Genomic DNA, 20376 nt, shown 5'->3' with positions numbered 1-20376 from the left:
CTCGTCCTGCGCATGTGATCTGTTGTGGTCGAACTTTCGCAACTCACCCCTGCACCGCGCTCGCGGCGGGCGCACGGCGCACCGGCCGCAGCGCTCGGCTCGGCTGCAGCGCGGTCAGATTGCCGATGAACTGCCGCGCGCTGTTTTCCCAGGAACGCGACAGCGCAAAATTCCGGCACGCCTCGCGCGACATTGTCAGCGCGCGCAGGCACGCGCTGCGCAGATCGGTGTCGATTGCGCCGATCGGATGATTGGCGATGACATCCTTTGGACCGGTGACTGGAAATGCCGCGACCGGCGTACCGCAGGCCAGCGCCTCGAGCTGCACGACGCCGAACGTATCGGTGAGGCTCGGAAACACGAAGACATCGGCAGCCGCAAGATGCGCCGTCAGGTCCGCGCCCTTCTTCTCGCCGAGGAAAATCACGCCGGGATATTGTTTCGCGAGCTGCGCCTTCTGCGGTCCGTCGCCGACCACCACTTTCGATCCCGGCAGGTCGAGCGATAGAAACGCTTCGAGATTCTTTTCCACCGCGACGCGGCCCATGGTCATGAAGACCGGCCGCGGCAGATCGAGCGTCGCAGGCGCATTCGGGTTGAACAGTTCAGTGTCGACGCCGCGCGTCCAGAAGCCGAGCTTGCGAAAGCCGCGCGCGCCGAGTTCCTGCCGCAAGGAATCGGTCGCGACCATGGTCGTGGACGACGCGGCATGAAAGTGCCGCAGCACGGCGTAGCCGACCGCCGCGGGAAGCCCGGTGCGGACGGCGATATATTCCGGAAAGCGCGTCGTATAGGAGGTGGTAAAGGCGAGCTTGCGGCGGCGGCAATAGGCGTGCACCATCCAGCCGATCGGTCCCTCGGTCGCGATGTGGACGGCATCCGGCGCAGCCTCCTCGATCCGCCGCGCAATCTCGCGCCGGTTCGGCAGCGCGAAGCGCAGGCCGGGATAGGTCGGCAAGGGCATCGACGGAAATCCGTCCGGGGTGAGGAAGCTGATGTCGGCGCCGAGTGCTGAGGCGCTCTTCGCCAGCGATGTCAGTGTGCGCACGACGCCGTTCACCTGCGGATGCCACGCGTCGGTCGCGATCAATATCTTCATGTCCCGGACCCGAGATTAATGATTCTCAAATCCGACGTTGGGACATGGATATTTCAGGCGTATGACGTCATCGTTCTGTAAGGTTGTTTTTTAAGCCCTTCTCCATGCATTTTCGTGTAACGTGACGGCAAGATGTCAGATCCAAACGACAATAATGCGCGATCCCGCCGACGGCGAAAGCAGAAGGGCTATGCGCTTCTTATCCTTGCCGCCGGCATGCTCGCGTTCTGCGTCGTCGCCGGCACGCTTTATTACGTGCTGCGGCCGACGACGCTGCGGATTGCGGTCGGGCCCGCCGGCAGCGAGGACCAGAAGCTGGTCCAGCTGATGGCGCAGACGTTTGCGCGCGAGGGCGGTTCGGTACGCCTTTCGCCGATCACGACAGAAGGGACGGCGGAGAGCATCGCGTTGTTCACAGCCGGCAAGGCCGACCTCGCGGTGGCCCGCGGCGACCTGAACCTGCCGACGAATGCCGAGTCGGTTGCCATCCTGCGCAAGAACGTCGTGGTGCTGTGGGCGCCATCCGGTCTTCCCGCCAAAGGCTCGAAGAAGCAGCCGACGCCCAAGATCAAGAGTCTCGACGAACTGGCCGGCCACCGCGTCGGCGTGATCGGGCGGACGCAGGCCAATGTCACGCTGCTGCGTAATGTTCTGAAAGAGTCCGGCATCAATCCCGACAAGGTCACGATCAGCCAGTTCGCCACTGACAAGATCGGCGAAATGGCGCGCGACCAGACGATCGACGCGTTCATGGCCGTCGGCCCGCTCAAGAGCAAGATCACGGTCGACGCCATCGCGTTGACGGCTGCGGCCCGCGGCGAGCCGAAATTCCTGCCGGTCGACGTCGCCGATGCGATCGCAAAGAAAAACCCGATCTACGAATCCGAGGAGATTCCCGCCAGCATCTTCGGCTCGTCGCCGCAGCGGCCGGAAGACAAGGTCGACACGGTTGCCGTCAACCACCTGATCATCGCGCCGAAGTCATTGTCTGACACGGCGGTCGCTGCCTTCGCGCGCCAGCTCTTCACCAACCGCCAGCAGCTCGCGCGCGAACTGCCGACCGCATCGCAGATCGAAAAGCCTGACACCGACAAGGACGCGGCGTTACCGGCGCATGCGGGCGCGGCGGCCTATATCGACGGCAACGAGCGAACGTTCCTCGAAAAATACACCGACTACATCTGGGGCGCGATCCTGATTGTCTCGGGCTTGGGCTCGGTCGGCGCGTGGTTCAAGCACTACTGGAACAGGGACGAACGCGAGGTGTATGTCGGCCATCGCGATGAACTGCTCGACCTGATCTCCAGGGTACGCCGCGCGGAAACGCCGGACGAGCTGGCGCAGATGCAGAACACGGCCGACGGCATATTGCGTCAGGCGCTCGATTGCTATGATGACGGCGCCGTCGAGGACGGCGACCTGTCGGTGATCGGTTTGGCGCTCGAGCAATTCCATCACGCGGTCGCCGACCGCCGCACGGTGCTCGGCGCCGGCGTTGCCGGGACGCCGCGAATGCGCGCCGGGTAGGCGTGATTAGTTCGGCCGGCTCTTTCTTGTCGCCACAGAAGCCCGGATGTTTTCTTACCCTCCAGGGGAGGGTGACGCCTCTCGACGAGCCGCCCCGCCCCGGCCGTCAACGAAACCTTAATGAAACAATTCCCTAACGCCACGAAACCATTTTGGCGATTTCGTGCAAATGTCCTGAAACGGTTCATCTGTAGAGGTATCCCCAACGACGCGCCGAACTGGTGCGACAAACAGGGGGACGATCATGTCCAATTCATCCAGACTGAGCCGCTTCGCGGCCGCCGCCTTTGGCGTGCTGGCGATCAGCGCGACCGCGTTTTCCGCACCCGCCGCCGCGGCTCCGCTGCCGCTGTTTCCGTTTTTCCTGCCGCAGATCGAAGCCGCCCCGCCGCCGGTTGCGGCTGTGCCCCGGGATGAAGAAGACCGCTCGGTCGAGTTGCCGGCGCGCCTGCGCCGCCAGGTCGTGAGCTACCCGACCCGCGAAGCGCCGGGCACCGTCATCATCGATACCCCGAACACCTATCTCTACCTCGTGCTCGGCAACGGCCAGGCGATGCGCTACGGCATCGGCATCGGCCGCGACGGCTTCACCTGGTCGGGCACGCAGACCATCACCCGCAAGGCCGAATGGCCGGCCTGGAGCCCGCCCCCGGAAATGATCGCCCGCCAGCCCTATCTGCCGCGGCACATGGCCGGCGGCCCCGGCAACCCGCTCGGCGCCCGCGCGATGTATCTCGGCGGCACCATCTACCGCATCCACGGCACCAACGACCCCTCGACGATCGGCACCCGCGTTTCCTCGGGCTGCCTCCGCCTCACCAATGAAGACGTCAGCGATCTCTATTCGCGGGTCAGCATCGGAACCAAGGTGATCGTGCTGCCGATGACGGATCGCCGCGCCGATCTCGGGCGAACCATCCGCTAAGCCATTAGGGTTTCTCAATGCGAAATGCGGCCCCGGCCTTCACCGGGGCCGTTTTGTATTGATCTGATGCAGCCTTATTGCGCAGTGGCGTGGCTCTCGCCGTCGCTGTAGAACGTTGTGGGGCGATTCATTTTGGGATCCGGGGGGACGATGCGTCTGCCGATGCATCTCAAGACAATTTCGACTGCACTCGCGGTCGTCATCGTCTCGTTTGTAGCCAGCCTGAAGGTCATGGATTTCGTCGCGCCGCGCGCCACGAACCGGCCGCCCGCGCTCGCCGAATTGCCGCCGCTGCCGCCGGCGCCGCGCGCATCCACCGTGATGGCGCCGATTGCGGTGACACTGTCGGCGATCCGCGACGCCGCCGACCGCGGCGCGCCGCGCTCCTTCACCGGCAAGGCCGACAATCCGATATCGCAGATCCTGCAGAACGCCGATATCGGCTGGACCGCTTCGCGCGGGCCGATCGCAGCTACCGGCGCACAGGACGTGCTGTCGCTGACGACACCGCTGACGGGCGTGCTCAACGTCACAGGCTCGCTGTCGGCGAAGGCGACCGGTGCGGTCGGCGACGCGCTCGGCGGCCTGCTCGGCGGCAACGTCGCCAAGCAGATCGGCAGCGTGAACATCAAGAACCTCAACGCCAGCGCCGAAATCAAGGGCAACGTCGTCATATCAGCGCGGCCGCAGATCGCTGCGAACTGGCGCATCGACCCCAACCTCGCAGCTCAGGTCAATCTCGGCGACACCAGCCTTGCCGTGGCCGGCGCGCGCGTCAGCGTGCCCGCGCAGGTGAAGCCATTGATCGACAAGAATGTCGCCGAGCAAATCGCGCTGGTGCAGGCGCGCATGCGCAACGATCCGGCCTTCGAACAGAACGCGCGGGCGCAATGGGCCAAGGCCTGCCGCTCGATCCCGCTGCAGGGCACGACGGCGGGCTCGACGATGCCGACGCTGTGGCTGGAATTGCGCCCCATCCGGGCGATTGCCGCGCAGCCGCGCATCGACGCTTCGAACCTTACGCTGACGCTCGGCATCGAGGCGGAGACCCGCATCACGCCGACCGAGACAAAGCCGTCCTGCCCGTTCCCCGCCACGATCGCCATCGTGCCGCCGACGCCGGGACGGGTCGCGATCGGCGTTCCCATCGACATGCCGTTCACCGAGATCAACAGAATCGTGGAGGCGCAGTTCGCCGGAAAGACTTTTCCGGAAGATGGGTCCGGTTCGGTCGACGTCACCGTCAAGCGCGCCAGCGTCGCGGCGTCGGGTAACCGCCTCCTGATTTCACTGCTGGTGAGCGCCAAGGAAAAGAAGAGCTTCTTAGGGCTCGGCGGCGAGGCCAATGTGCATATCTGGGGAAGGCCGGTGCTCGATCAGGCCGAGCAGACGCTGCGGCTGACCGATGTCGAGCTCGCCGTCGAATCGGAAGCCGCCTTCGGGCTGTTGGGTGCCGCGGCGCGCGCGGCGATCCCGCATCTGCAGAAGACGCTGGCGGAAAAGACGACCGTCGATCTCAAGCCGTTCGCCGCCAATGCCCAGAAAAAGATTGCGGCCGTGATCGCCGATTTGCAGAAGAACGAGGACGGCCTGCGGGTCTCGGCCGATATCAACAAGCTACGCCTCGCCGACATCGCCTTCGACTCGAAAACGCTGCGCGTGATCGCGGAAGCCGAAGGCGCGATCAACGTCTATGTGAGCGCGCTGCCGGCGCTGTGACGAAACTGAGGATTTTACGACCCCTCGAACTTGAACGAGAGGTTCAGCTTGGCGCGGTAGGCTTCGACTTTGCCACTGGCGTCCAGTTGCAGATCCAGCTTCACGACCTCGGCGACGCGCAGGTCGCGCAGCGACTCTCCAGCGCGACTGACCGCGGCGGCCGCGGCCTTCTCCCAGGATTCCGTGCTGGTGCCGATCAGCTCGATGACCTTGTAGACGCTATCAGCCATGTCGTCCTCCCGCTGCTGCAAGGGGTCTGTGCAAGGCAGAACGCAGGCGCGCCTGCCGCGATACAGCCTAACATCGGGAGCAGCATCGTGAATAGGATGCGCTGCACCATTACGAGCGTTTACGTCGGCGTGCGCCCATTAAGCACAATGGCCGGGCGGCCTACGCCGCCCGGCCATTTGTGAAAGTCGTTGCTACGCGGCCGATGCCTTATTCGATCGAGTACTTGAACTCCGGCATCGCCTTGAGCTGATCCTTCGTTGCGCTGAACACGGCGTGGTCCGGATACCATGGATTCTTCTTGGGAGGAGTCGCAGCCGGCGCCGCGCCCGTCGTCGTACCCGTGCCCGTCGCAGGCCTTGCGCCGCCGGTGGCGGGCGCGCTCGAGGTGCTGGTATAGGCAACCGGCTCATCGACGAACTTCACCTTGTCCATGGGCACCGCGACCAGATGCTCGCCGACGCCGAGGAAGCCGCCGACGCCGATCACCACGGCTTTGATATTGCCGCTCTTGTCGGCCAAGAGATCGTTGATCGATCCGAGGCTTTCGTTGCTGTCGTTGTACACGTTCAGGCCGACCAGTTTCGAGGCCCGCCAGTTACCCTTGAACGACGAGGTATCGGACGACGCCGCAGGTGCGGCGGTGGTGGCGCGGTCAGTCGTTGCCGAAGGACTTTGCGCGAACGCAATGCTCGCCAACAACGCGGAGGCCGCGATGCCGGCAACGGCAGTTTTGGTTAACATGTCGGTTCTCCTCATTTCAGAAACGCTATTGGAAAACCCGTCACTTCAACAAGTGTTCCACACATTCCGCAGGGAACAGGTGCGCCGCACTGCGGTCAGAAGCCGCCCCAGTAGGGCGGCATGCCGTAATAGCGGTGCAGCTCGGCTTCCTTCGCGCGATCGCCCCAGTCGAAATCCTTGTCCGCGCGGAAGGACGGCGCGCGCTTCAGCTCTTCATCATCGACGTCGAGTTCGTAGGCTTCGAACTTCGTGCTGTAGCGAAGCCGTCCCCACGGCAACGGAATCAGGTTGGCTCCGATGCCCAGAAACCCGCCGAAACTGAGGATTGCATAGGATACTTTACCCGTGACCTTGTCGATCATCAGCCGTTCGATATGGCCGATCATGTCTCCGTTCGGCCGGCGCACCGCGGTCCCCTCGACACGGTCGCTCGCGATCAGCGGATGCGGCTTGGTCATGACATCACTTGCCATTGGACCCTCCACATATCTGTCGGAACCAACGTGAAAACCGTCGCCAGGTTCCATTGCCGGAAATAAGACAACCACCCTTCCCTTTCGGTAGGATGGTTGCAGCGCAGCCTTGTCCGCTTTCCGCGCGAAAATGCGCTTCGCGCGTTCAGCCATGATAGTCGATCAGCAAAGCCGGGAAGGAAGCGCTGCTGCGCGCGCCCGAACTGCCGTTTACACCGTAGGTCGTCGACGAGGACTGCCTTCAGCGGTCGAGGACGCATCGCAGCCGCATGCTCGACGATCTCGACCAGATGCGCGCGATGCTTGAGTCCGTGCTGTCGATCCTGCGCAACGGCCGCCGGCTGGAAGCCATGACGCTGGTCGACATCGCCAGCACGCTGCAGCTCATCACCGACCAGTTCGCCGACATGGGACGCAAGGTCGTCTATGACGCCCCCGCGCATGCGATGGCCACGGTGGCGGCCGGACGATCTGCACTGCGCCGTCACCAATTTGGTGGAGAATGCCGCGAGATTCGGCGCCGAGGCCGTGATCCGCCTTCGCGTTGCGCCGGATCAGCTCACGATTGACGTCGAGGACGACGGCCCCGGCATTTCGGATGCGTTGAAGCAGAACATGCTGGAGTCATTCGTGCGCGGCGACGACGCTCGCAACATGGATGAAGCGGCAGGCTTCGGCCTCGGTCTTTCGATCACCAACGCCATCGTGCTGGCGCACGGCCGCATGCTGTCGCTGCACGACCGGCAGCCGCATGGACTGGTGGTTCGGATGCGGCTGCCCGTTCGCCCGCCAGGCGAACGGCTTGCAGCCTAGAGGATGATTTCAGCGGCGTCAGGCGGCGAGCGCGTCCGGATGCGCTTCTTCGTAGATCGCGATTGCTTCAAAGCGATAATCGCAGGCACGGCAGAACCACAGGAACGACGTGCGGCCGGGGCTGCTCTCGACCCAATCGGGCCGCGCAATCGGCTTGCCGCATTGGGCACAGGGATTTCCACGAGGTAAATAGCCGGAATCGAGTCGAGCCATGGCGCATCTCCCTTCTGACTTTTGTTATGTTTTATAATTTAATGGAATGAGACAGGTTTGCTGTCGGAATGAATGCTTCTCGTCGGGAGGTCTCTTTACACCTTGACTGCGTCCTTTGCACGACAATCATGCGCGGCCGCATGACGCAGATTCACGTAGCAGACGCGATGCGTTGCACTGACAATTTGCGCGTCACGCTCGCCCGAGTCCGTTAACGACTGCTCCGTTAACGACTGCGCCAGCCGCCACGTCTCGCCGCGATGTCGTCGGTTTTTCGCCACACCTGCGCCCCGTAATGGAACTACCGAAATCGCCGACCGTTTAACGCGCCCGTCCGCCGAGATCATTTTATGAAAAGTTTGCTGAAATTTGCCTGGCTACCTGCCATGGCAGCGCTGATGGTTTCGCCCGATGCGATGGCGCAGGGCCGCGCGCAATATGAGAGCATGGTCGCAAATCATGCGCGCGCCAACAACGTGCCGGAAGCGCTGGTGCACCGGATAATCGTGCGCGAGAGCAAATATCATCCAGGCCTCGTCGGACGCGGCGGCACCATCGGGCTGATGCAGATCAAGCTCGCGACCGCGCGCGGCCTCGGCTACACCGGCGACGCCGCGGGCCTGCGCGATCCCGACACCAATCTCGCCTGGGGCATCAAATATCTCGCCGGCGCCTATCGCGCCGCCAACAGCGATCACAGCCGGGCCGTGCGCTATTATGCCAGCGGCTATTACTATGCCGCAAAGCGCCAGCGGCATGAAAAGCCCCTGCAGATCGCGCCCGTGCTCGCGGCTGGTACGCCGCCGAAAATCGTCGCCAGGCCGGTCGAAACGGCGAGAACGCCGGCCGACGCCAACGCGCTGCAGGTTCCCGCCCAATAGTCGTCAAGCCCGGCATGACGAATTCATGTCCGTTGACACCCCCGCTCAACTGCCTACATTAGCCCTGTTCCGAGGGGTGCTCCGATGAGGAGCTGAGATACCGCAAGCTTGGGCAATTCTACTTCAAGGTAGAGGCCTGAGACCGCGGTGACCCTTTGAACCTGATCCGGGTCATGCCGGCGAAGGGACAGGGATGTACCAGAAGTCAGATCCGCGGGGGGATTCTCCCGTTTCCATCATCGGCGCGGGCATTGCCGGCGCATGGCAGGCGCTACTGTTCGCCCAGGCCGGCCACGCCGTCACTTTGTATGAGCGCAGTGACGCCGATATGACGCTCTCCACCAGCCACTGGGCCGGCGGCATGCTCGCACCCCATTGCGAGGCCGAGGCTTCCGAGCCCGTGATCGGCCGGCTCGGCATCCGTTCGCTTGATCTGTGGCGCGAGCTTTTTCCGAATACGCCGTTCAACGGATCGCTGGTCGTGGCGCATGCGCGCGACCGCGTCGATTTCGAGCGCTTTGCGAAACTCACCACCGGCCACGTCAGGCTCGACGCGAGGGGCGTAAGCGACCTCGAACCGTCGCTGGACGGCCGTTTCCGCGACGGCCTGTTCTATGTCGATGAAGGCCATGTCGAGCCGCGAAAGGTACTGCCCGAACTGCATGCGCGCATCGAAGCCGCCGGCGGCACCATCAAGTTCGACTGCGACATGAACGCGGAAGATCTCGACGGCATCGTGATCGACTGCCGCGGCTTGTCCGCGCGCGACGAGCAGAAAGAGCTGCGCGGCGTCAAGGGCGAGATGATCATCGTTGAGACGAATGAGGTCGAACTGGCGCGTCCGGTGCGGCTGATCCATCCGCGCTGGCCGCTCTACGTCATTCCGCGCGGCGACAACAAATTCATGCTGGGCGCGACCTCGATCGAGGCCGAGGATACCGGCGTCAGCGTGCGCTCGGCGCTGGAGCTGTTAGGCGCCGCCTATGCCGTGCATCCGGCCTTTGCCGAAGCGCGCATCGTCGAGTTCGGCTCAGGCTTGCGTCCCGCCTTCCCCGACAATCTGCCGCGGATCACGATCAGCAAAAACAAGATCGCGGTAAATGGCCTTTACCGCCACGGTTTTCTGCTGGCCCCCGCGCTGGCCGAGCTGACGCTTGGCTACGTGCAACGCGGCGCGATCGACAATGAGGTGATGCGATGCGTGTGACTGTCAACGGCGAAGCGCGGGAGATCACGTCTTCCCGCATCGACGCCCTGCTCTCCGAACTCGAATACGAAGGCACGCATTTCGCGATTGCGCTGAATTACGACGTGCTGCCGAAAAGCCGCTGGGCCGAGACCGTGCTGAAGAGCGGCGACGAGATCGAGATCATCACGCCGCGGCAGGGAGGGTGATGTGATGCGTGATTGGCTTGCCCGTCATTCCGGGGCGCGCGTCCAGCGCGAACCCGGAATCTCGCGGATACAGACTCGACCTTTACTTCGAGATTCCGGATCGGTCCGCTTCGCGGACCGTCCGGAATGACGGAGAATCCTGATGCTGAACTTCTACGGCAAAACCTTCTCCTCACGCCTGTTGATCGGCAGTGCGCTCTACCCTTCGCCCGCGATCATGCAGGACGCGATCCGCGCGTCCGGCGCCAATATCGTCACCGTGTCGCTGCGGCGCGAGGCCGCCGGCGGCAAGACCGGCGATGCGTTCTGGTCGCTGATCCGCGAGCTTGATGTGACAGTGCTGCCGAACACCGCCGGCTGCCGCAGCGTGCGCGAGGCGGTGACGACGGCAAAGCTGGCGCGTGAACTGTTCGGAACGCCCTGGATCAAGCTGGAGGTGATCGCCGACAACGACACGCTGCAGCCCGACGTGATCGGCCTGGTCGAAGCGGCCGCCATCCTGATCAAGGACGGTTTTGAAGTATTTCCCTATTGCACCGAGGATCTTTCGGTCGCGATGCGGCTGGTCGATGCGGGGTGCAAGGTCGTGATGCCCTGGGCCGCGCCGATCGGCAGCGCCAAGGGGATCACCAACCGCGATGCGCTGAAGCTGATGCGCGAGCGCCTTCCTGATGTGACGCTGGTGGTCGACGCCGGCCTCGGCGCGCCGTCGCACGCCGCGCACGCCCTCGAACTCGGCTACGATGCCGTGCTGCTCAACACGGCGATCGCAAAAGCCGCCGACCCCATAGCGATGGCAAATGCGTTCCGCCTCGGCGTGGAAGCCGGCCGCACCGCCTATGAAGCCGGCCTGATGGAAGCCCGCGACTTCGCCTCGCCCTCAACCCCTGTGATCGGGACACCGTTCTGGCATGCCGTATCCTGATAAATTCTATCCGGTCGTTCACAATGTCGCCTGGGTGACGCGGCTGGCGCTGCTCGGCGCCGGCACCATCCAGTTGCGCGCCAAGGACCTCAATGAGTCGGAGGCGCTGCAGATCGTGACCGACGCGCTCGAGGCCATCAAGGGCACACCGGCAAAACTCGTGGTCAACGATTACTGGCGCGCGGCGATCGTCGCCGGCGCAAAGCACCTGCATCTCGGCCAGGAAGACCTCGCCGATGCGGATCTTGGCGAAATCCGCAAAGCAGGACTAACGCTCGGCATCTCCACCCATGACGACGAGGAGCTGGCGACCGCACTTCGCGCGAAGCCGGACTACATCGCGCTCGGCCCGATTTTTCCGACCACGCTGAAATCGATGCGCTTTGCCCCGCAGGGCATTGCAAAGATCACCGAGTGGAAGAAGCGCATCGGCGCTATCCCGCTGGTCGCGATCGGCGGCATCAAGTTCGAACAGGCGGCCGAGATTTTTGCCGCCGGCGCCGACTCCATCGCCGTCGTCAGCGACGTCACCCAGAACGCCGACCCCGACGCGCGGGTGCGGCAATGGCTCGGCCAGAGCGCAGAGGCCGCGTGAGAATGATGACGAATCCATCAACCGTCATTGCGAGCGAAGCGAAGCAATCCATTGGCACCGCGAATTCGGTGACAGTGGATTGCTTCGTCGCGGAGCCCGTTATCGGGCGGCGTTTCGCGCCGACCCGGTGGCTCCTCGCAATGACGGAAGAAAATCCCACCGGCGTCATTCCGGGGCGCGCGCAAGCGCGAACCCGGAATCTCGCTCAACTACCTCGAGGTTCCGGATCGGTCCGCTTCGCGGCCCGTCCGGAACGACGCCCATAAAAAACGGAGGATACAGTATGAACATTCGCTCCAACCCCGACACCACCCTTCCCGCCGTGACCACCGGCCCGCTTCCCTCATCGCGAAAAATCTTCGCCACCCCCGACGCCGCACCCGACCTGCGCGTGCCCCTGCGCGAGATCATCCTCAGCGAAGGCGCCGGCGAGCCGAACCTGCCGGTGTACGACACCTCCGGCCCCTACACCGATCCTTCCGTCGTGATCGACGTCAACGCCGGCCTGGCCCGCAACCGTCTTGCCTGGGTCAAGGAGCGCGGCGGCGTCGAGGAATATCAGGGCCGCGAGATCAAGCCGGAGGACAACGGCAATGTCGGCGCGTCGCACGCCGCCAAGGCCTTCACCGCGCACCACAAGCCGCTGCGCGGCCTCGACGGCCACAAGATCACCCAGCTCGAATTCGCCCGCGCCGGCATTGTCACCAAGGAGATGGTCTACGTCGCCGAGCGCGAAAACCTTGGCCGAAAAGCACAGCTCGAACGCGCGGAAGCAGCCCTTGCCGACGGCGAAAGCTTTGGCGCCGAGATCCCGGCCTTCATCACGCCCGAGTTCGTCCGTTCCGAGATCGCGCGCGGACGGGCCATCATCCCCTGCAACATCAACCACGCCGAACTCGAGCCGATGATCATCGGCCGCAACTTCCTGACCAAGATCAACGCCAATATCGGCAACTCTGCCGTGACGTCGTCGGTCGAGGAGGAAGTTGACAAGATGGTGTGGGCGATCCGCTGGGGCGCCGACACCGTGATGGACCTCTCCACGGGGCGCAACATCCACACCACGCGCGAATGGATCCTGCGCAACGCGCCGATCCCGATCGGCACCGTTCCGATCTATCAGGCGCTGGAGAAGTGCGAAGGCGACCCCGTCAAGCTGACCTGGGAGCTCTACAAGGACACGCTGATCGAGCAGTGCGAACAGGGCGTCGACTATTTTACGATCCACGCCGGCGTGCGCCTGCCCTACATCCACCTCACCGCCAACCGCGTCACCGGCATTGTGTCGCGCGGCGGCTCGATCATGGCGAAGTGGTGCCTGGCGCACCACAAGGAGAGCTTCCTCTACACCCATTTCGACGAGATCTGCGACCTCATGCGCAAGTATGACGTCTCGTTCTCGCTCGGCGACGGCCTGCGCCCCGGCTCGATCGCGGATGCCAACGACCGCGCGCAGTTCGCCGAACTGGAGACGCTCGGCGAGCTGACCAAGATCGCGTGGGACAAGGGCTGCCAGGTGATGATCGAAGGCCCCGGCCATGTGCCGATGCACAAGATCAAGATCAACATGGACAAGCAGCTCAAGGAATGCGGCGAGGCTCCGTTCTACACCTTGGGCCCGCTGACCACCGACATCGCGCCGGGCTACGATCACATCACCTCAGGCATCGGCGCCGCCATGATCGGCTGGTTCGGCTGCGCCATGCTCTGCTACGTCACGCCGAAGGAGCATCTGGGTCTCCCGGATCGCAACGACGTCAAGGTCGGCGTCATCACCTACAAGATCGCCGCCCACGCCAGCGATCTCGCCAAGGGCCACCCCGCCGCCCAACTTCGCGACGATGCGCTGTCCCGCGCCCGCTTCGACTTCCGCTGGACCGACCAGTTCAATCTCGGCCTCGACCCGGACACCGCAAAGAGCTTCCACGACGAGACGCTGCCGAAGGAAGCCCACAAGGTCGCCCACTTCTGCTCGATGTGCGGACCAAAGTTCTGCTCGATGAAGATCACGCAGGACGTGCGGGATTATGCGGCGACGCTGAACGATCCGACGGGGGTGGGGATGTCGGTGAGCGGGACGATCGAGGATGGCATGGCGAAGATGTCGCAGAAGTTCAAGGAGATGGGGAGCGATCTCTATCTCGATGCGGAGAAGGTGAAGGAGAGTAATCGCGTGTTGTGAGGGTTGCGCACTCATCCAGACCGCAATGAGTGAAAATCTGACCGGTGTCTGGGACGGCACCTTCGTTCAGCAGCAAGTTGGAATTGTCACATTTCTGGTGACGCTCATCGAGTCCGGTGGCGCGCTCGCAGGAAATGTGACCGAACCCTGCATGACGCCCGGTTGCCCGTTGAGCACCCATAGCGCTTCGATTGCAGGTCATCGATCCGGCAACGCCGTCTCGTTCATCAAGCGTTACGAGCCACCCGGCCACGGCTATGACACAGTCTTTTATGAAGGCTTGGTCAATGCCGAGGCGACGGAAATCGACGGGCGCTGGAAGCTGCCAGGGCTGTCTGGAACATTTCTGATGGTTCGCTCGACCAAGCCTGCACAATCGATCGCAACGGAAGAACGCACCAAAGAGCCGGCACGTTAGCAAGAAGTCCGGATGAGTGCAGCGACATCCGGGATTTAAGCCATCCGCATATTGCGTCGCTCATGCGGGCTACGAATGGTTGAAATGATGACGAGCCGGTTGTCGATAGCCAGCACATAGGGCGGATTGCCGGGAGCGTCACCTCGTCGCAACGAGAGCACGGCGGATTTGGCGCGAGCGGCGATGAGCTTCGCGCTGCATTGGCGGCGACGACGGGAAACTGCCAGGCCGCGCTGACACATTTATATGCCTGCTGTTGGGAGTAAACTTCAGGGTGTGACAAAGCGCCATCAGAACCTTGCCATCAGAACCTTTCCGTGCCGCTTAACCTTTCATTAACCAAACGCGACCACCCTCCGCTACGGCAGGGGGCCGTTGATTCCTGATGCTTCAGCTCCGCGTTTCGGGGCTAGCGTTGTTCGGGAGGTGTTGATGCCCCGGGAGTATCTTGGTGACGTGTACCTTGGCGCGGAGGGCGATCGCGCGGCCGAGATTTCGCTGTCGGAATCTCAAGCCCTTTCACCCCACGAGATTGTACCGATGCTGATCGGCTCCACGGTCGAGGCGATCGAGCGCGAGCTCGTGCTGCAGACGCTGGCGCGCTGCCACGGCAATCGCACCCACGCAGCCCGCGTGCTCGGACTTTCGGTGCGCACGATGCGGAACAAGATCCGGCAATATGCGACTGACGGCGTCGACATTCCCGCGCACAGCTAGGCCGAGCAGGTTTCGCCGTCATCCGGGGTCCGCGCTCGCGAAGCGACACCCGGGACTATGTAGAGAAAGATACCCGCATGTCGCTCCGCTCGTGCGGGCTACGACTACTTCGCTCTACCCATCCTACCCTCGCCGCCTATTCCTCGAACATCTCCTTGAACAGCCGCTCCGCCCGCTCCAGTCCCTCGTGAGTGAAAACCACCGACTTCACCTTGCCGACGGGATCGAGGATCATCCCCTTTTCGTAGAGGCGACCGAGCACACCCCAATCCATACCCTTCCACGCCCGGTAGTCGTCATGCAGAGTTATGTAGAGCAGAGCCAATGCTGCGTCGTCGATCTTGTCTCTGTTGATGGCCATCGTGAACCTCTCACGGCGCGATGTTCGCGCCATCCTATTCAAGAGCCCGCGAGACGCAATGGCGGCGCCGTCCGATGTTGGCACAAGCAAGTAGAGTGATTTCGTAGGGTGGGCAAAGCGACAGCGTGCCCACCATCACCGGCAGCGGCGTAAGTCGGTGGGCACGGCGCTTCGCGCCTTTGCCCACCCCTACGGGCCTGCGCTCTGCGGACTGATTTGCCGCGCGCGCAAGCGCGATCTCGCTTGAGCGCCTGCGACAAAGCAACACGACGGGCAAATCACTCAAAACCTGTCCAGCCCCTTTTGCAAAAATATTCCGCTTAACATGTCGGGCAAATCAGCCGCATAACTCCGCCCGTCTCACGGCGGATGAGGGGCGTTGGCCATCGTCACGAACGTGCGGTGAGATGCGATGGACGCGAAGGGCGCGATAGACGTACGCGCCCGATGCGTACGGCGAAGTCGTGTGGTCCTGATGTCGCGGTGCTGGCATTAAGTTGCGCAGGGTTCATTCCCTGCGCGGCGACGGTGGCAAAAGAGCCGTTCACCGGGGAGAGCACGAAGTAAGCCGTAAAGCCATTGCGCAGGGAAGGCCGGAATGCTCCCGCTGCCCTGTATGCTCGTGTGCAGTTTTGTTTGCGCAAATCGCACGCGAGACCGCGGGTGCAGCAAGCACCCGGTCTTCCCTGCGCCCTCTATTTCGAAGAGGGCAAACGAAGATGCAAGCCTCGGGCGATCAGCGCCGCGAGATCGCGAAACCGTATCCAGCCGTCATTCCGGGGCGCGCGCAGCGCGAACCCGGAATCCATCGGGCCGCAGAATAGATGGTGAGATGGATTCCGGGCCTGCGCCAAGAGGTGCATCCCGGAATGACGAGGGAGAGAGAAGCCGTCCATCTAAAATGCAAATGGTCGGGCAACAGTCGATTATTTTTTGTTTACTCGTTCTGATTGAAATTGCGATGACTTAATTTCGACGTACGATCAGCCAAGAGATTAGCTGGAATCGCGGCGTCGCCAACAAAGACAAAAGCCGCGGCAGGGGAAGAACGTGGGTGAACTACTGGGCTCGATAGCATTTTCTCTGATCGTTATCGCCGTGATCGCCGGCGCGTGGGCCTGGGTTTCGACGCTGCTCAGAAAGGGGGTCATGGCGCTGCTCGGCTTCGAGCGGGTCTGCGTGCAGCAGTTTGAAACCGTCCTGCTCTACCGGAGCGGCCGTTTTGAAAAGGCCCTGACACCCGGCCGGCACCGGATCCGCGCCGGCAGCCGCCAACTGGCGCGGATCGACCTGCGCCCCGAGGTGTTTCGATTTACGCAAGGTGCCGTTTCCGCGGACCGGATAGCCGTCAACCTGGTCTATGTCGCGCGGACTCAGATCGTCGATCCCCGGGCCTCGTTCGAGAGCACCCAGAACTACAGGGACGAGGTCTTCGCCCGCCTGCAATCGGTCGTGAAGGCGGTGTGCAGCCGAAAACCCCGTCTCGAAATCCAGATGGATCACCAGAGCTTCAGCAATAGCGCGCAAAAGGCCGCCAACCAGGTGCTTCGCGCCATCGGCTGCGAATGCCTGACCTTCGAACTGCTGCAGGTCGATTCCGCAGGGCCTGTCGCGGAATTGGACAACAGGCGAATGGGATTTGCGGCGCACTAGCTCGCGGCGTCAATGGCGGCGGCGCCAGCCGCCGGGCGATTCCGATCGGGCGCGGACAGTGCCGTTCGGCCGCCGGGGCACCGGGTGGGAGGCGGCCTATGCTGCGCCGTCCCCGATTTCGAATGGATCATCCTATGTCCGCGCGCATGCGCTGTTGCGCGACACCGGCCTCTGGCGGGATCTTGCGCAGCTCGTCTGCGCAAGCCGAATGGCTTACGGGATTGCGAGAATTGCCCGCGATGCCCAACTCTCCCCTATCATCATCGATCCGGACATATCAGACATGAGCCAGACCAAACTGTTCGAGCCCTTCAAGCTTGGCCCGATCACGCTGCCCAACCGCTTCGCGATGGCGCCGCTGACCCGCAATCGCGCGGTGCCTCCGGGCATGGTGCCGAGCCCGCTCGCGGTCGACTATTACGGCCAGCGCGCCTCCGCCGGCCTCCTGATCACCGAGGCGAGCCAGGTTTCGCAGCAGGGCCAGGGCTATCAGGATACGCCCGGCATCTATTCCAAGGCGCAGGTCGAAGGCTGGCGCAAGATCACCGACCGCGTGCATGAAAAGGGCGGGCGCATCTTCATCCAGATCTGGCATGTCGGCCGCATCTCGCACTCGACGCTGCAGCCGAACGGCGGCAAGCCAGTGGCGCCGTCGGCGATCCGCGCCAAGGGCAAGACGTTTGTCAACGGCACCTTCACCGATATCTCCGAGCCGCGCGCGCTGGAGCTGTCGGAGATTCCCGGGATTATCGAGGACTTCAAGCGCGGCACCGAGAATGCGCTGGCCGCCGGCTTCGACGGCGTCGAGATCCATGGCGCCAACGGCTATCTGCTCGACCAGTTCGCCAAGGACGGCACCAACAAGCGGACCGACGCCTACGGCGGATCGATCGAGAACCGCGCCAAACTGATGCTGGAAGTATCCAAGGTGGTGGCCGCGGTGGCGGGCCCCGAGCGCACCGGCATCCGCATCTCGCCGGTGACGCCGGCCAACGACGTCTCCGACAGCAACCCGCAGCCGCTGTTCGATCACATCGTGGATGGGCTCAGCGCGCTGAAGCTCACTTATATTCACGTCATCGAAGGCGCCACCGGCGGCCCGCGCGACATTGCGCCGTTCGACTACGCGAGCCTGCGTAAGCGCTTCAGCGGAGCCTATGTCGCCAACAACGGCTACGATTTCGATCTCGCGACAAAAGTGCTCGAGGCCGGCGCGGCCGATTTGATCGCATTCGGAAAACCGTTCATCTCGAACCCTGATCTGGTCGAGCGCCTGAAGAAGGGCGCGCCGCTGAACGAATGGGACAAGGCGACATTCTACGGCGGTGGCGCCAAGGGGTATACGGATTATCCGACGCTGGCAGCCGCGCAGGCGGCGGAGTGAAGGGGCGCAGTGCATGTCTCACCAAGCGGCGAGATGGATTGCTGCGCTTCGCTCGCAATGACGATTGAGACAGGACCGAATATCTCAACACGTCATTCCGGGATGCGCCGCAAGGCGCAGGCCCGGAATTCATCCAACCGCAGAATTGGTGTCGCGATGGATTCCGGGCTCGATGCTTCGCATCGCCCCGGAATGACGAGAACGAAAAAAGGCCGGGATCGCTCCCGGCCTTTCGCTCGTTGCATCACTCGTAATTTGCGAAGCTTACTTCGCCTCCGCCCGCTTCGGCGGGGTCGCCGGCCACGACTTGATCAACGCGTCGTAGTCGACGGTCTCGCCCTTCGGCTTTTCGTTCGCCAGCTTGCGCTGGGGCGCGATGGTCTTGTCCTTTTCCGCCTTGGCGAACCAGAACTCGGCCGTCTCCTTCTTGTTCAGCTTCGGCCCGCAGGCGCCCTGCACGCCGGACTTCTCGAGACGTTCGAGCACCGAGTCCTGCGCTGCGGCCAGCGCATCCATCGCCGCCTGCGGCGTCTTCGCACCCGACGACGCGTCGCCGATGTTCTGCCACCACAGTTGCGCAAGCTTCGGATAGTCAGGCACGTTGTTGCCGGTCGGGGTCCACTGCACGCGCGCGGGCGAGCGGTAGAACTCGATCAGGCCGCCGAGCTTCGGGGCACGTTCAGTAAAGGACTTGTCCCAGATGTCGGATTCACGCACGAAGGTGAGACCGACATGGCTCTTCTTCAAGGACACCGTCTTGGAGTTGATGAACTGCAGATAGAGCCAGGCCGCCTTGCGGCGGTCGGGCGGGGTTGACTTCAGCAGCGTCGCCGAGCCGGCGTCCTGATAGCCGAGCTTCATGCCCTCTTTCCAGTACGAGCCGTGCGGCGACGGCGCCATTCGCCACTTCGGCGTGCCGTCCGCATTCACGACCGCGATGCCGGGCTTCACCATGTCGGCGGTGAAGGCGGTGTACCAGAAGATCTGCTGGGCGATGTTGCCCTGCGCCGGCACCGGGCCTGCTTCGGAGAAGGTCATGCCTTGCGCCTGCGGCGGGGCATATTTCTTCAGCCAGTCGAGATATTTCGCGATGGCGTAGACCGAGGCGGGACCGTTGGTGTCGCCGCCGCGCTCGACCGACGAGCCGACGGGACGGCAGCCTTCCATGCGGATGCCCCATTCGTCGACCGGCAGGCCGTTCGGGATGCCCTTGTCGCCGTTGCCGGCCATCGACAGCCAGGCGTCGGTGAAACGCCAGCCGAGCGAGGGATCCTTCTTGCCATAGTCCATGTGACCATAGACCTTGACGCCGTTGATCTCCTTGATGTCGTTGGTGAAGAACTCGGCGATATCTTCATAGGCCGACCAGTTCACGGGAACACCGAGCTCATAGCCGTACTTGGCCTTGAACTTGGCCTTGTAGTCCGGATTGGAGAACCAGTCATAGCGGAACCAATAGAGGTTCGCGAACTGCTGGTCGGGAAGCTGATAGAGCTTGCCGTCCGGGCCGGTGGTGAAGGATTTTCCGATGAAGTCGTTGACGTCGAGCTGCGGATTGGTGACGTCCTTGCCCTCGCCGGTCATGTAGTCCGACAGGATCACGGTCTGGCCGTAGCGGAAATGCGTACCGATCAGGTCGCTATCGTTGATCCAGCCGTCGTAGACATTCTTGCCGGACTGCATCTGGGTCTGCAGCTTCTCGACGACGTCGCCTTCCTGGATCAGGTCGTGCTTGACCTTGATGCCGGTGATCTCGGTGAAGGCTTTCGCCAACGTCCGCGATTCATATTCGTGCGTCGTGATGGTTTCCGACACGACGTTGATTTCCATGCCCTTGAAGGGTGCAGCGGCCTTTTCGAACCACTGCAGCTCCTTCAACTGATCGGCCTTCGACAGCGTCGAGGGCTGGAATTCGCTGTCGATCCATCGTTGATTGACGGCGTCGTCCGCACGAGCGGGTGCGGCGATCGTAACAGAGGCCGCAATCAGCGCAGCAGCGCTGGTCATCGTCAGAAAGCTCTCTTTGGTCAACGGACCATTCCTTCCTCTCAAGCGTCGCATGTTGGATCCTCCGGTTGCAGCGACAAACACAAATTCAGGCCCGGGTTGATCCCGGATCTGCTC

Annotated in this window: 20 protein-coding genes, 1 pseudogene and 1 riboswitch; of the genes and pseudogenes, 14 read left to right on the top strand and 7 right to left on the bottom strand. The window is 63.0% G+C overall.

Annotation, left to right across the window (positions count from 1 at the left end):
- Positions 1 to 43: 43 nt before the first annotated feature.
- Positions 44 to 1099 carry a glycosyltransferase family 4 protein gene (locus V1288_RS19045; protein WP_334358493.1) on the bottom strand — a complete coding sequence of 352 codons (1056 nt, stop codon included), beginning with the start codon at positions 1097 to 1099 and terminating at the stop codon, positions 44 to 46.
- A gap of 132 nt (positions 1100 to 1231) precedes the next feature.
- Here V1288_RS19045 and V1288_RS19040 point away from each other — a divergent pair, with 132 nt between their 5' ends.
- From V1288_RS19040 to V1288_RS19030, 3 genes are all read left to right on the top strand, one after another.
- On the top strand, positions 1232 to 2626 hold the full coding sequence (locus V1288_RS19040; protein WP_334358492.1) for a TAXI family TRAP transporter solute-binding subunit: 1395 nt from the start codon (positions 1232 to 1234) through the stop codon (positions 2624 to 2626).
- 244 nt (positions 2627 to 2870) lie between these two features.
- The gene (locus V1288_RS19035) at positions 2871 to 3551 is read left to right on the top strand and encodes a L,D-transpeptidase (RefSeq protein ID WP_334358491.1); all 681 of its coding nucleotides are present in this window, start codon (positions 2871 to 2873) and stop codon (positions 3549 to 3551) included.
- 150 nt (positions 3552 to 3701) lie between these two features.
- A complete protein-coding gene (locus V1288_RS19030) occupies positions 3702 to 5270 on the top strand; it encodes a DUF4403 family protein (protein WP_334358490.1) in 1569 nt (522 codons plus the stop codon).
- Positions 5271 to 5284: 14 nt separating this feature from the next.
- Here the strand turns inward: V1288_RS19030 and V1288_RS19025 are convergent, their stop codons facing one another.
- The 3 genes from V1288_RS19025 to V1288_RS19015 form a co-directional block, all read right to left on the bottom strand.
- Entirely contained in the window at positions 5285 to 5500 is a 216-nt protein-coding gene (locus tag V1288_RS19025) for a dodecin family protein (protein WP_275187376.1), read from the bottom strand.
- Between the two features lie 208 nt (positions 5501 to 5708).
- Positions 5709 to 6242 carry a PRC-barrel domain-containing protein gene (locus V1288_RS19020; protein ID WP_334358489.1) on the bottom strand — a complete coding sequence of 178 codons (534 nt, stop codon included), beginning with the start codon at positions 6240 to 6242 and terminating at the stop codon, positions 5709 to 5711.
- Positions 6243 to 6337: 95 nt separating this feature from the next.
- A complete protein-coding gene (locus V1288_RS19015) occupies positions 6338 to 6715 on the bottom strand; it encodes a PRC-barrel domain-containing protein (RefSeq protein WP_334358488.1) in 378 nt (125 codons plus the stop codon).
- Positions 6716 to 6972: 257 nt separating this feature from the next.
- On the opposite strand from V1288_RS19015, the pseudogene V1288_RS19010 reads away from it, so the two are divergent.
- Positions 6973 to 7528 (top strand): annotated as a pseudogene (locus V1288_RS19010) (sensor histidine kinase); the annotation flags it as partial.
- Between the two features lie 18 nt (positions 7529 to 7546).
- Here the strand turns inward: V1288_RS19010 and V1288_RS19005 are convergent.
- Positions 7547 to 7741 (bottom strand): hypothetical protein, encoded by a 195-nt coding sequence (locus V1288_RS19005; protein ID WP_334358487.1) that lies wholly within the window; start codon positions 7739 to 7741, stop codon positions 7547 to 7549.
- A gap of 350 nt (positions 7742 to 8091) precedes the next feature.
- Here V1288_RS19005 and V1288_RS19000 point away from each other — a divergent pair, with 350 nt between their 5' ends.
- From V1288_RS19000 to V1288_RS18965, 8 genes are all read left to right on the top strand, one after another.
- A complete protein-coding gene (locus tag V1288_RS19000; protein ID WP_442893967.1) occupies positions 8092 to 8622 on the top strand; it encodes a transglycosylase SLT domain-containing protein in 531 nt (176 codons plus the stop codon).
- A gap of 62 nt (positions 8623 to 8684) precedes the next feature.
- Positions 8685 to 8828, top strand: a riboswitch (TPP riboswitch).
- Positions 8816 to 9829 carry an FAD-dependent oxidoreductase gene (locus V1288_RS18995; protein ID WP_334358486.1) on the top strand — a complete coding sequence of 338 codons (1014 nt, stop codon included), beginning with the start codon at positions 8816 to 8818 and terminating at the stop codon, positions 9827 to 9829. (Overlaps the previous riboswitch by 13 nt.)
- Entirely contained in the window at positions 9820 to 10017 is a 198-nt protein-coding gene (gene thiS / locus V1288_RS18990; RefSeq protein WP_334358485.1) for a sulfur carrier protein ThiS, read from the top strand. The genes V1288_RS18995 and thiS overlap by 10 nt, the downstream gene beginning before the upstream one ends.
- A gap of 142 nt (positions 10018 to 10159) precedes the next feature.
- A complete protein-coding gene (locus V1288_RS18985) occupies positions 10160 to 10942 on the top strand; it encodes a thiazole synthase (RefSeq protein ID WP_334358484.1) in 783 nt (260 codons plus the stop codon).
- Complete coding sequence (gene thiE, locus V1288_RS18980) at positions 10929 to 11537, top strand: thiamine phosphate synthase (RefSeq protein WP_334358483.1); 609 nt, start codon at positions 10929 to 10931, stop codon at positions 11535 to 11537. The genes V1288_RS18985 and thiE overlap by 14 nt, the downstream gene beginning before the upstream one ends.
- Positions 11538 to 11820: 283 nt before the next feature.
- Complete coding sequence (gene thiC, locus V1288_RS18975) at positions 11821 to 13719, top strand: phosphomethylpyrimidine synthase ThiC (protein ID WP_334358482.1); 1899 nt, start codon at positions 11821 to 11823, stop codon at positions 13717 to 13719.
- A gap of 25 nt (positions 13720 to 13744) precedes the next feature.
- Positions 13745 to 14137, top strand: coding sequence for a hypothetical protein (locus tag V1288_RS18970; RefSeq protein ID WP_334358481.1), 393 nt, complete (start codon positions 13745 to 13747; stop codon positions 14135 to 14137).
- Positions 14138 to 14569: 432 nt separating this feature from the next.
- Positions 14570 to 14854, top strand: coding sequence for a helix-turn-helix domain-containing protein (locus V1288_RS18965; RefSeq protein WP_334358480.1), 285 nt, complete (start codon positions 14570 to 14572; stop codon positions 14852 to 14854).
- 136 nt (positions 14855 to 14990) lie between these two features.
- Here the strand turns inward: V1288_RS18965 and V1288_RS18960 are convergent, their stop codons facing one another.
- Entirely contained in the window at positions 14991 to 15215 is a 225-nt protein-coding gene (locus V1288_RS18960; protein WP_334358479.1) for a DUF6429 family protein, read from the bottom strand.
- A gap of 1050 nt (positions 15216 to 16265) precedes the next feature.
- Between V1288_RS18960 and V1288_RS18955 the strand changes: the two genes are divergently transcribed.
- Positions 16266 to 16868: an SPFH domain-containing protein gene (locus V1288_RS18955; protein ID WP_334358478.1), complete on the top strand. Its 603-nt coding sequence runs from the start codon at positions 16266 to 16268 to the stop codon at positions 16866 to 16868.
- Positions 16869 to 17151: 283 nt separating this feature from the next.
- Positions 17152 to 18252, top strand: coding sequence for an alkene reductase (locus V1288_RS18950; protein WP_334358477.1), 1101 nt, complete (start codon positions 17152 to 17154; stop codon positions 18250 to 18252).
- 264 nt (positions 18253 to 18516) lie between these two features.
- On the opposite strand, the gene V1288_RS18945 is transcribed toward V1288_RS18950, so the two are convergent.
- On the bottom strand, positions 18517 to 20259 hold the full coding sequence (locus V1288_RS18945; protein WP_334361349.1) for an ABC transporter substrate-binding protein: 1743 nt from the start codon (positions 20257 to 20259) through the stop codon (positions 18517 to 18519).
- Positions 20260 to 20376 lie beyond the last annotated feature (117 nt).

Source organism: Bradyrhizobium sp. AZCC 2176, from assembly GCF_036924645.1.
GTDB lineage: Bacteria > Pseudomonadota > Alphaproteobacteria > Rhizobiales > Xanthobacteraceae > Bradyrhizobium.
Note: the sequence above shows the minus strand (reverse complement) of the source record. Positions and strands in the feature narration are given on the sequence as shown.

Coding starts and splice junctions, on each gene's coding strand:
- V1288_RS19045 (WP_334358493.1), bottom strand. CDS start 1,099: ATGAAGATATTGATCGCGACCGACGCGTGGCATCCGCAGGTGAACGGC.
- V1288_RS19040 (WP_334358492.1), top strand. CDS start 1,232: ATGTCAGATCCAAACGACAATAATGCGCGATCCCGCCGACGGCGAAAG.
- V1288_RS19035 (WP_334358491.1), top strand. CDS start 2,871: ATGTCCAATTCATCCAGACTGAGCCGCTTCGCGGCCGCCGCCTTTGGC.
- V1288_RS19030 (WP_334358490.1), top strand. CDS start 3,702: ATGCGTCTGCCGATGCATCTCAAGACAATTTCGACTGCACTCGCGGTC.
- V1288_RS19025 (WP_275187376.1), bottom strand. CDS start 5,500: ATGGCTGATAGCGTCTACAAGGTCATCGAGCTGATCGGCACCAGCACG.
- V1288_RS19020 (WP_334358489.1), bottom strand. CDS start 6,242: ATGTTAACCAAAACTGCCGTTGCCGGCATCGCGGCCTCCGCGTTGTTG.
- V1288_RS19015 (WP_334358488.1), bottom strand. CDS start 6,715: ATGGCAAGTGATGTCATGACCAAGCCGCATCCGCTGATCGCGAGCGAC.
- V1288_RS19005 (WP_334358487.1), bottom strand. CDS start 7,741: ATGGCTCGACTCGATTCCGGCTATTTACCTCGTGGAAATCCCTGTGCC.
- V1288_RS19000 (WP_442893967.1), top strand. CDS start 8,092: ATGAAAAGTTTGCTGAAATTTGCCTGGCTACCTGCCATGGCAGCGCTG.
- V1288_RS18995 (WP_334358486.1), top strand. CDS start 8,816: ATGTACCAGAAGTCAGATCCGCGGGGGGATTCTCCCGTTTCCATCATC.
- thiS (WP_334358485.1), top strand. CDS start 9,820: ATGCGTGTGACTGTCAACGGCGAAGCGCGGGAGATCACGTCTTCCCGC.
- V1288_RS18985 (WP_334358484.1), top strand. CDS start 10,160: ATGCTGAACTTCTACGGCAAAACCTTCTCCTCACGCCTGTTGATCGGC.
- thiE (WP_334358483.1), top strand. CDS start 10,929: ATGCCGTATCCTGATAAATTCTATCCGGTCGTTCACAATGTCGCCTGG.
- thiC (WP_334358482.1), top strand. CDS start 11,821: ATGAACATTCGCTCCAACCCCGACACCACCCTTCCCGCCGTGACCACC.
- V1288_RS18970 (WP_334358481.1), top strand. CDS start 13,745: ATGAGTGAAAATCTGACCGGTGTCTGGGACGGCACCTTCGTTCAGCAG.
- V1288_RS18965 (WP_334358480.1), top strand. CDS start 14,570: ATGCCCCGGGAGTATCTTGGTGACGTGTACCTTGGCGCGGAGGGCGAT.
- V1288_RS18960 (WP_334358479.1), bottom strand. CDS start 15,215: ATGGCCATCAACAGAGACAAGATCGACGACGCAGCATTGGCTCTGCTC.
- V1288_RS18950 (WP_334358477.1), top strand. CDS start 17,152: ATGAGCCAGACCAAACTGTTCGAGCCCTTCAAGCTTGGCCCGATCACG.
- V1288_RS18945 (WP_334361349.1), bottom strand. CDS start 20,259: ATGACCAGCGCTGCTGCGCTGATTGCGGCCTCTGTTACGATCGCCGCA.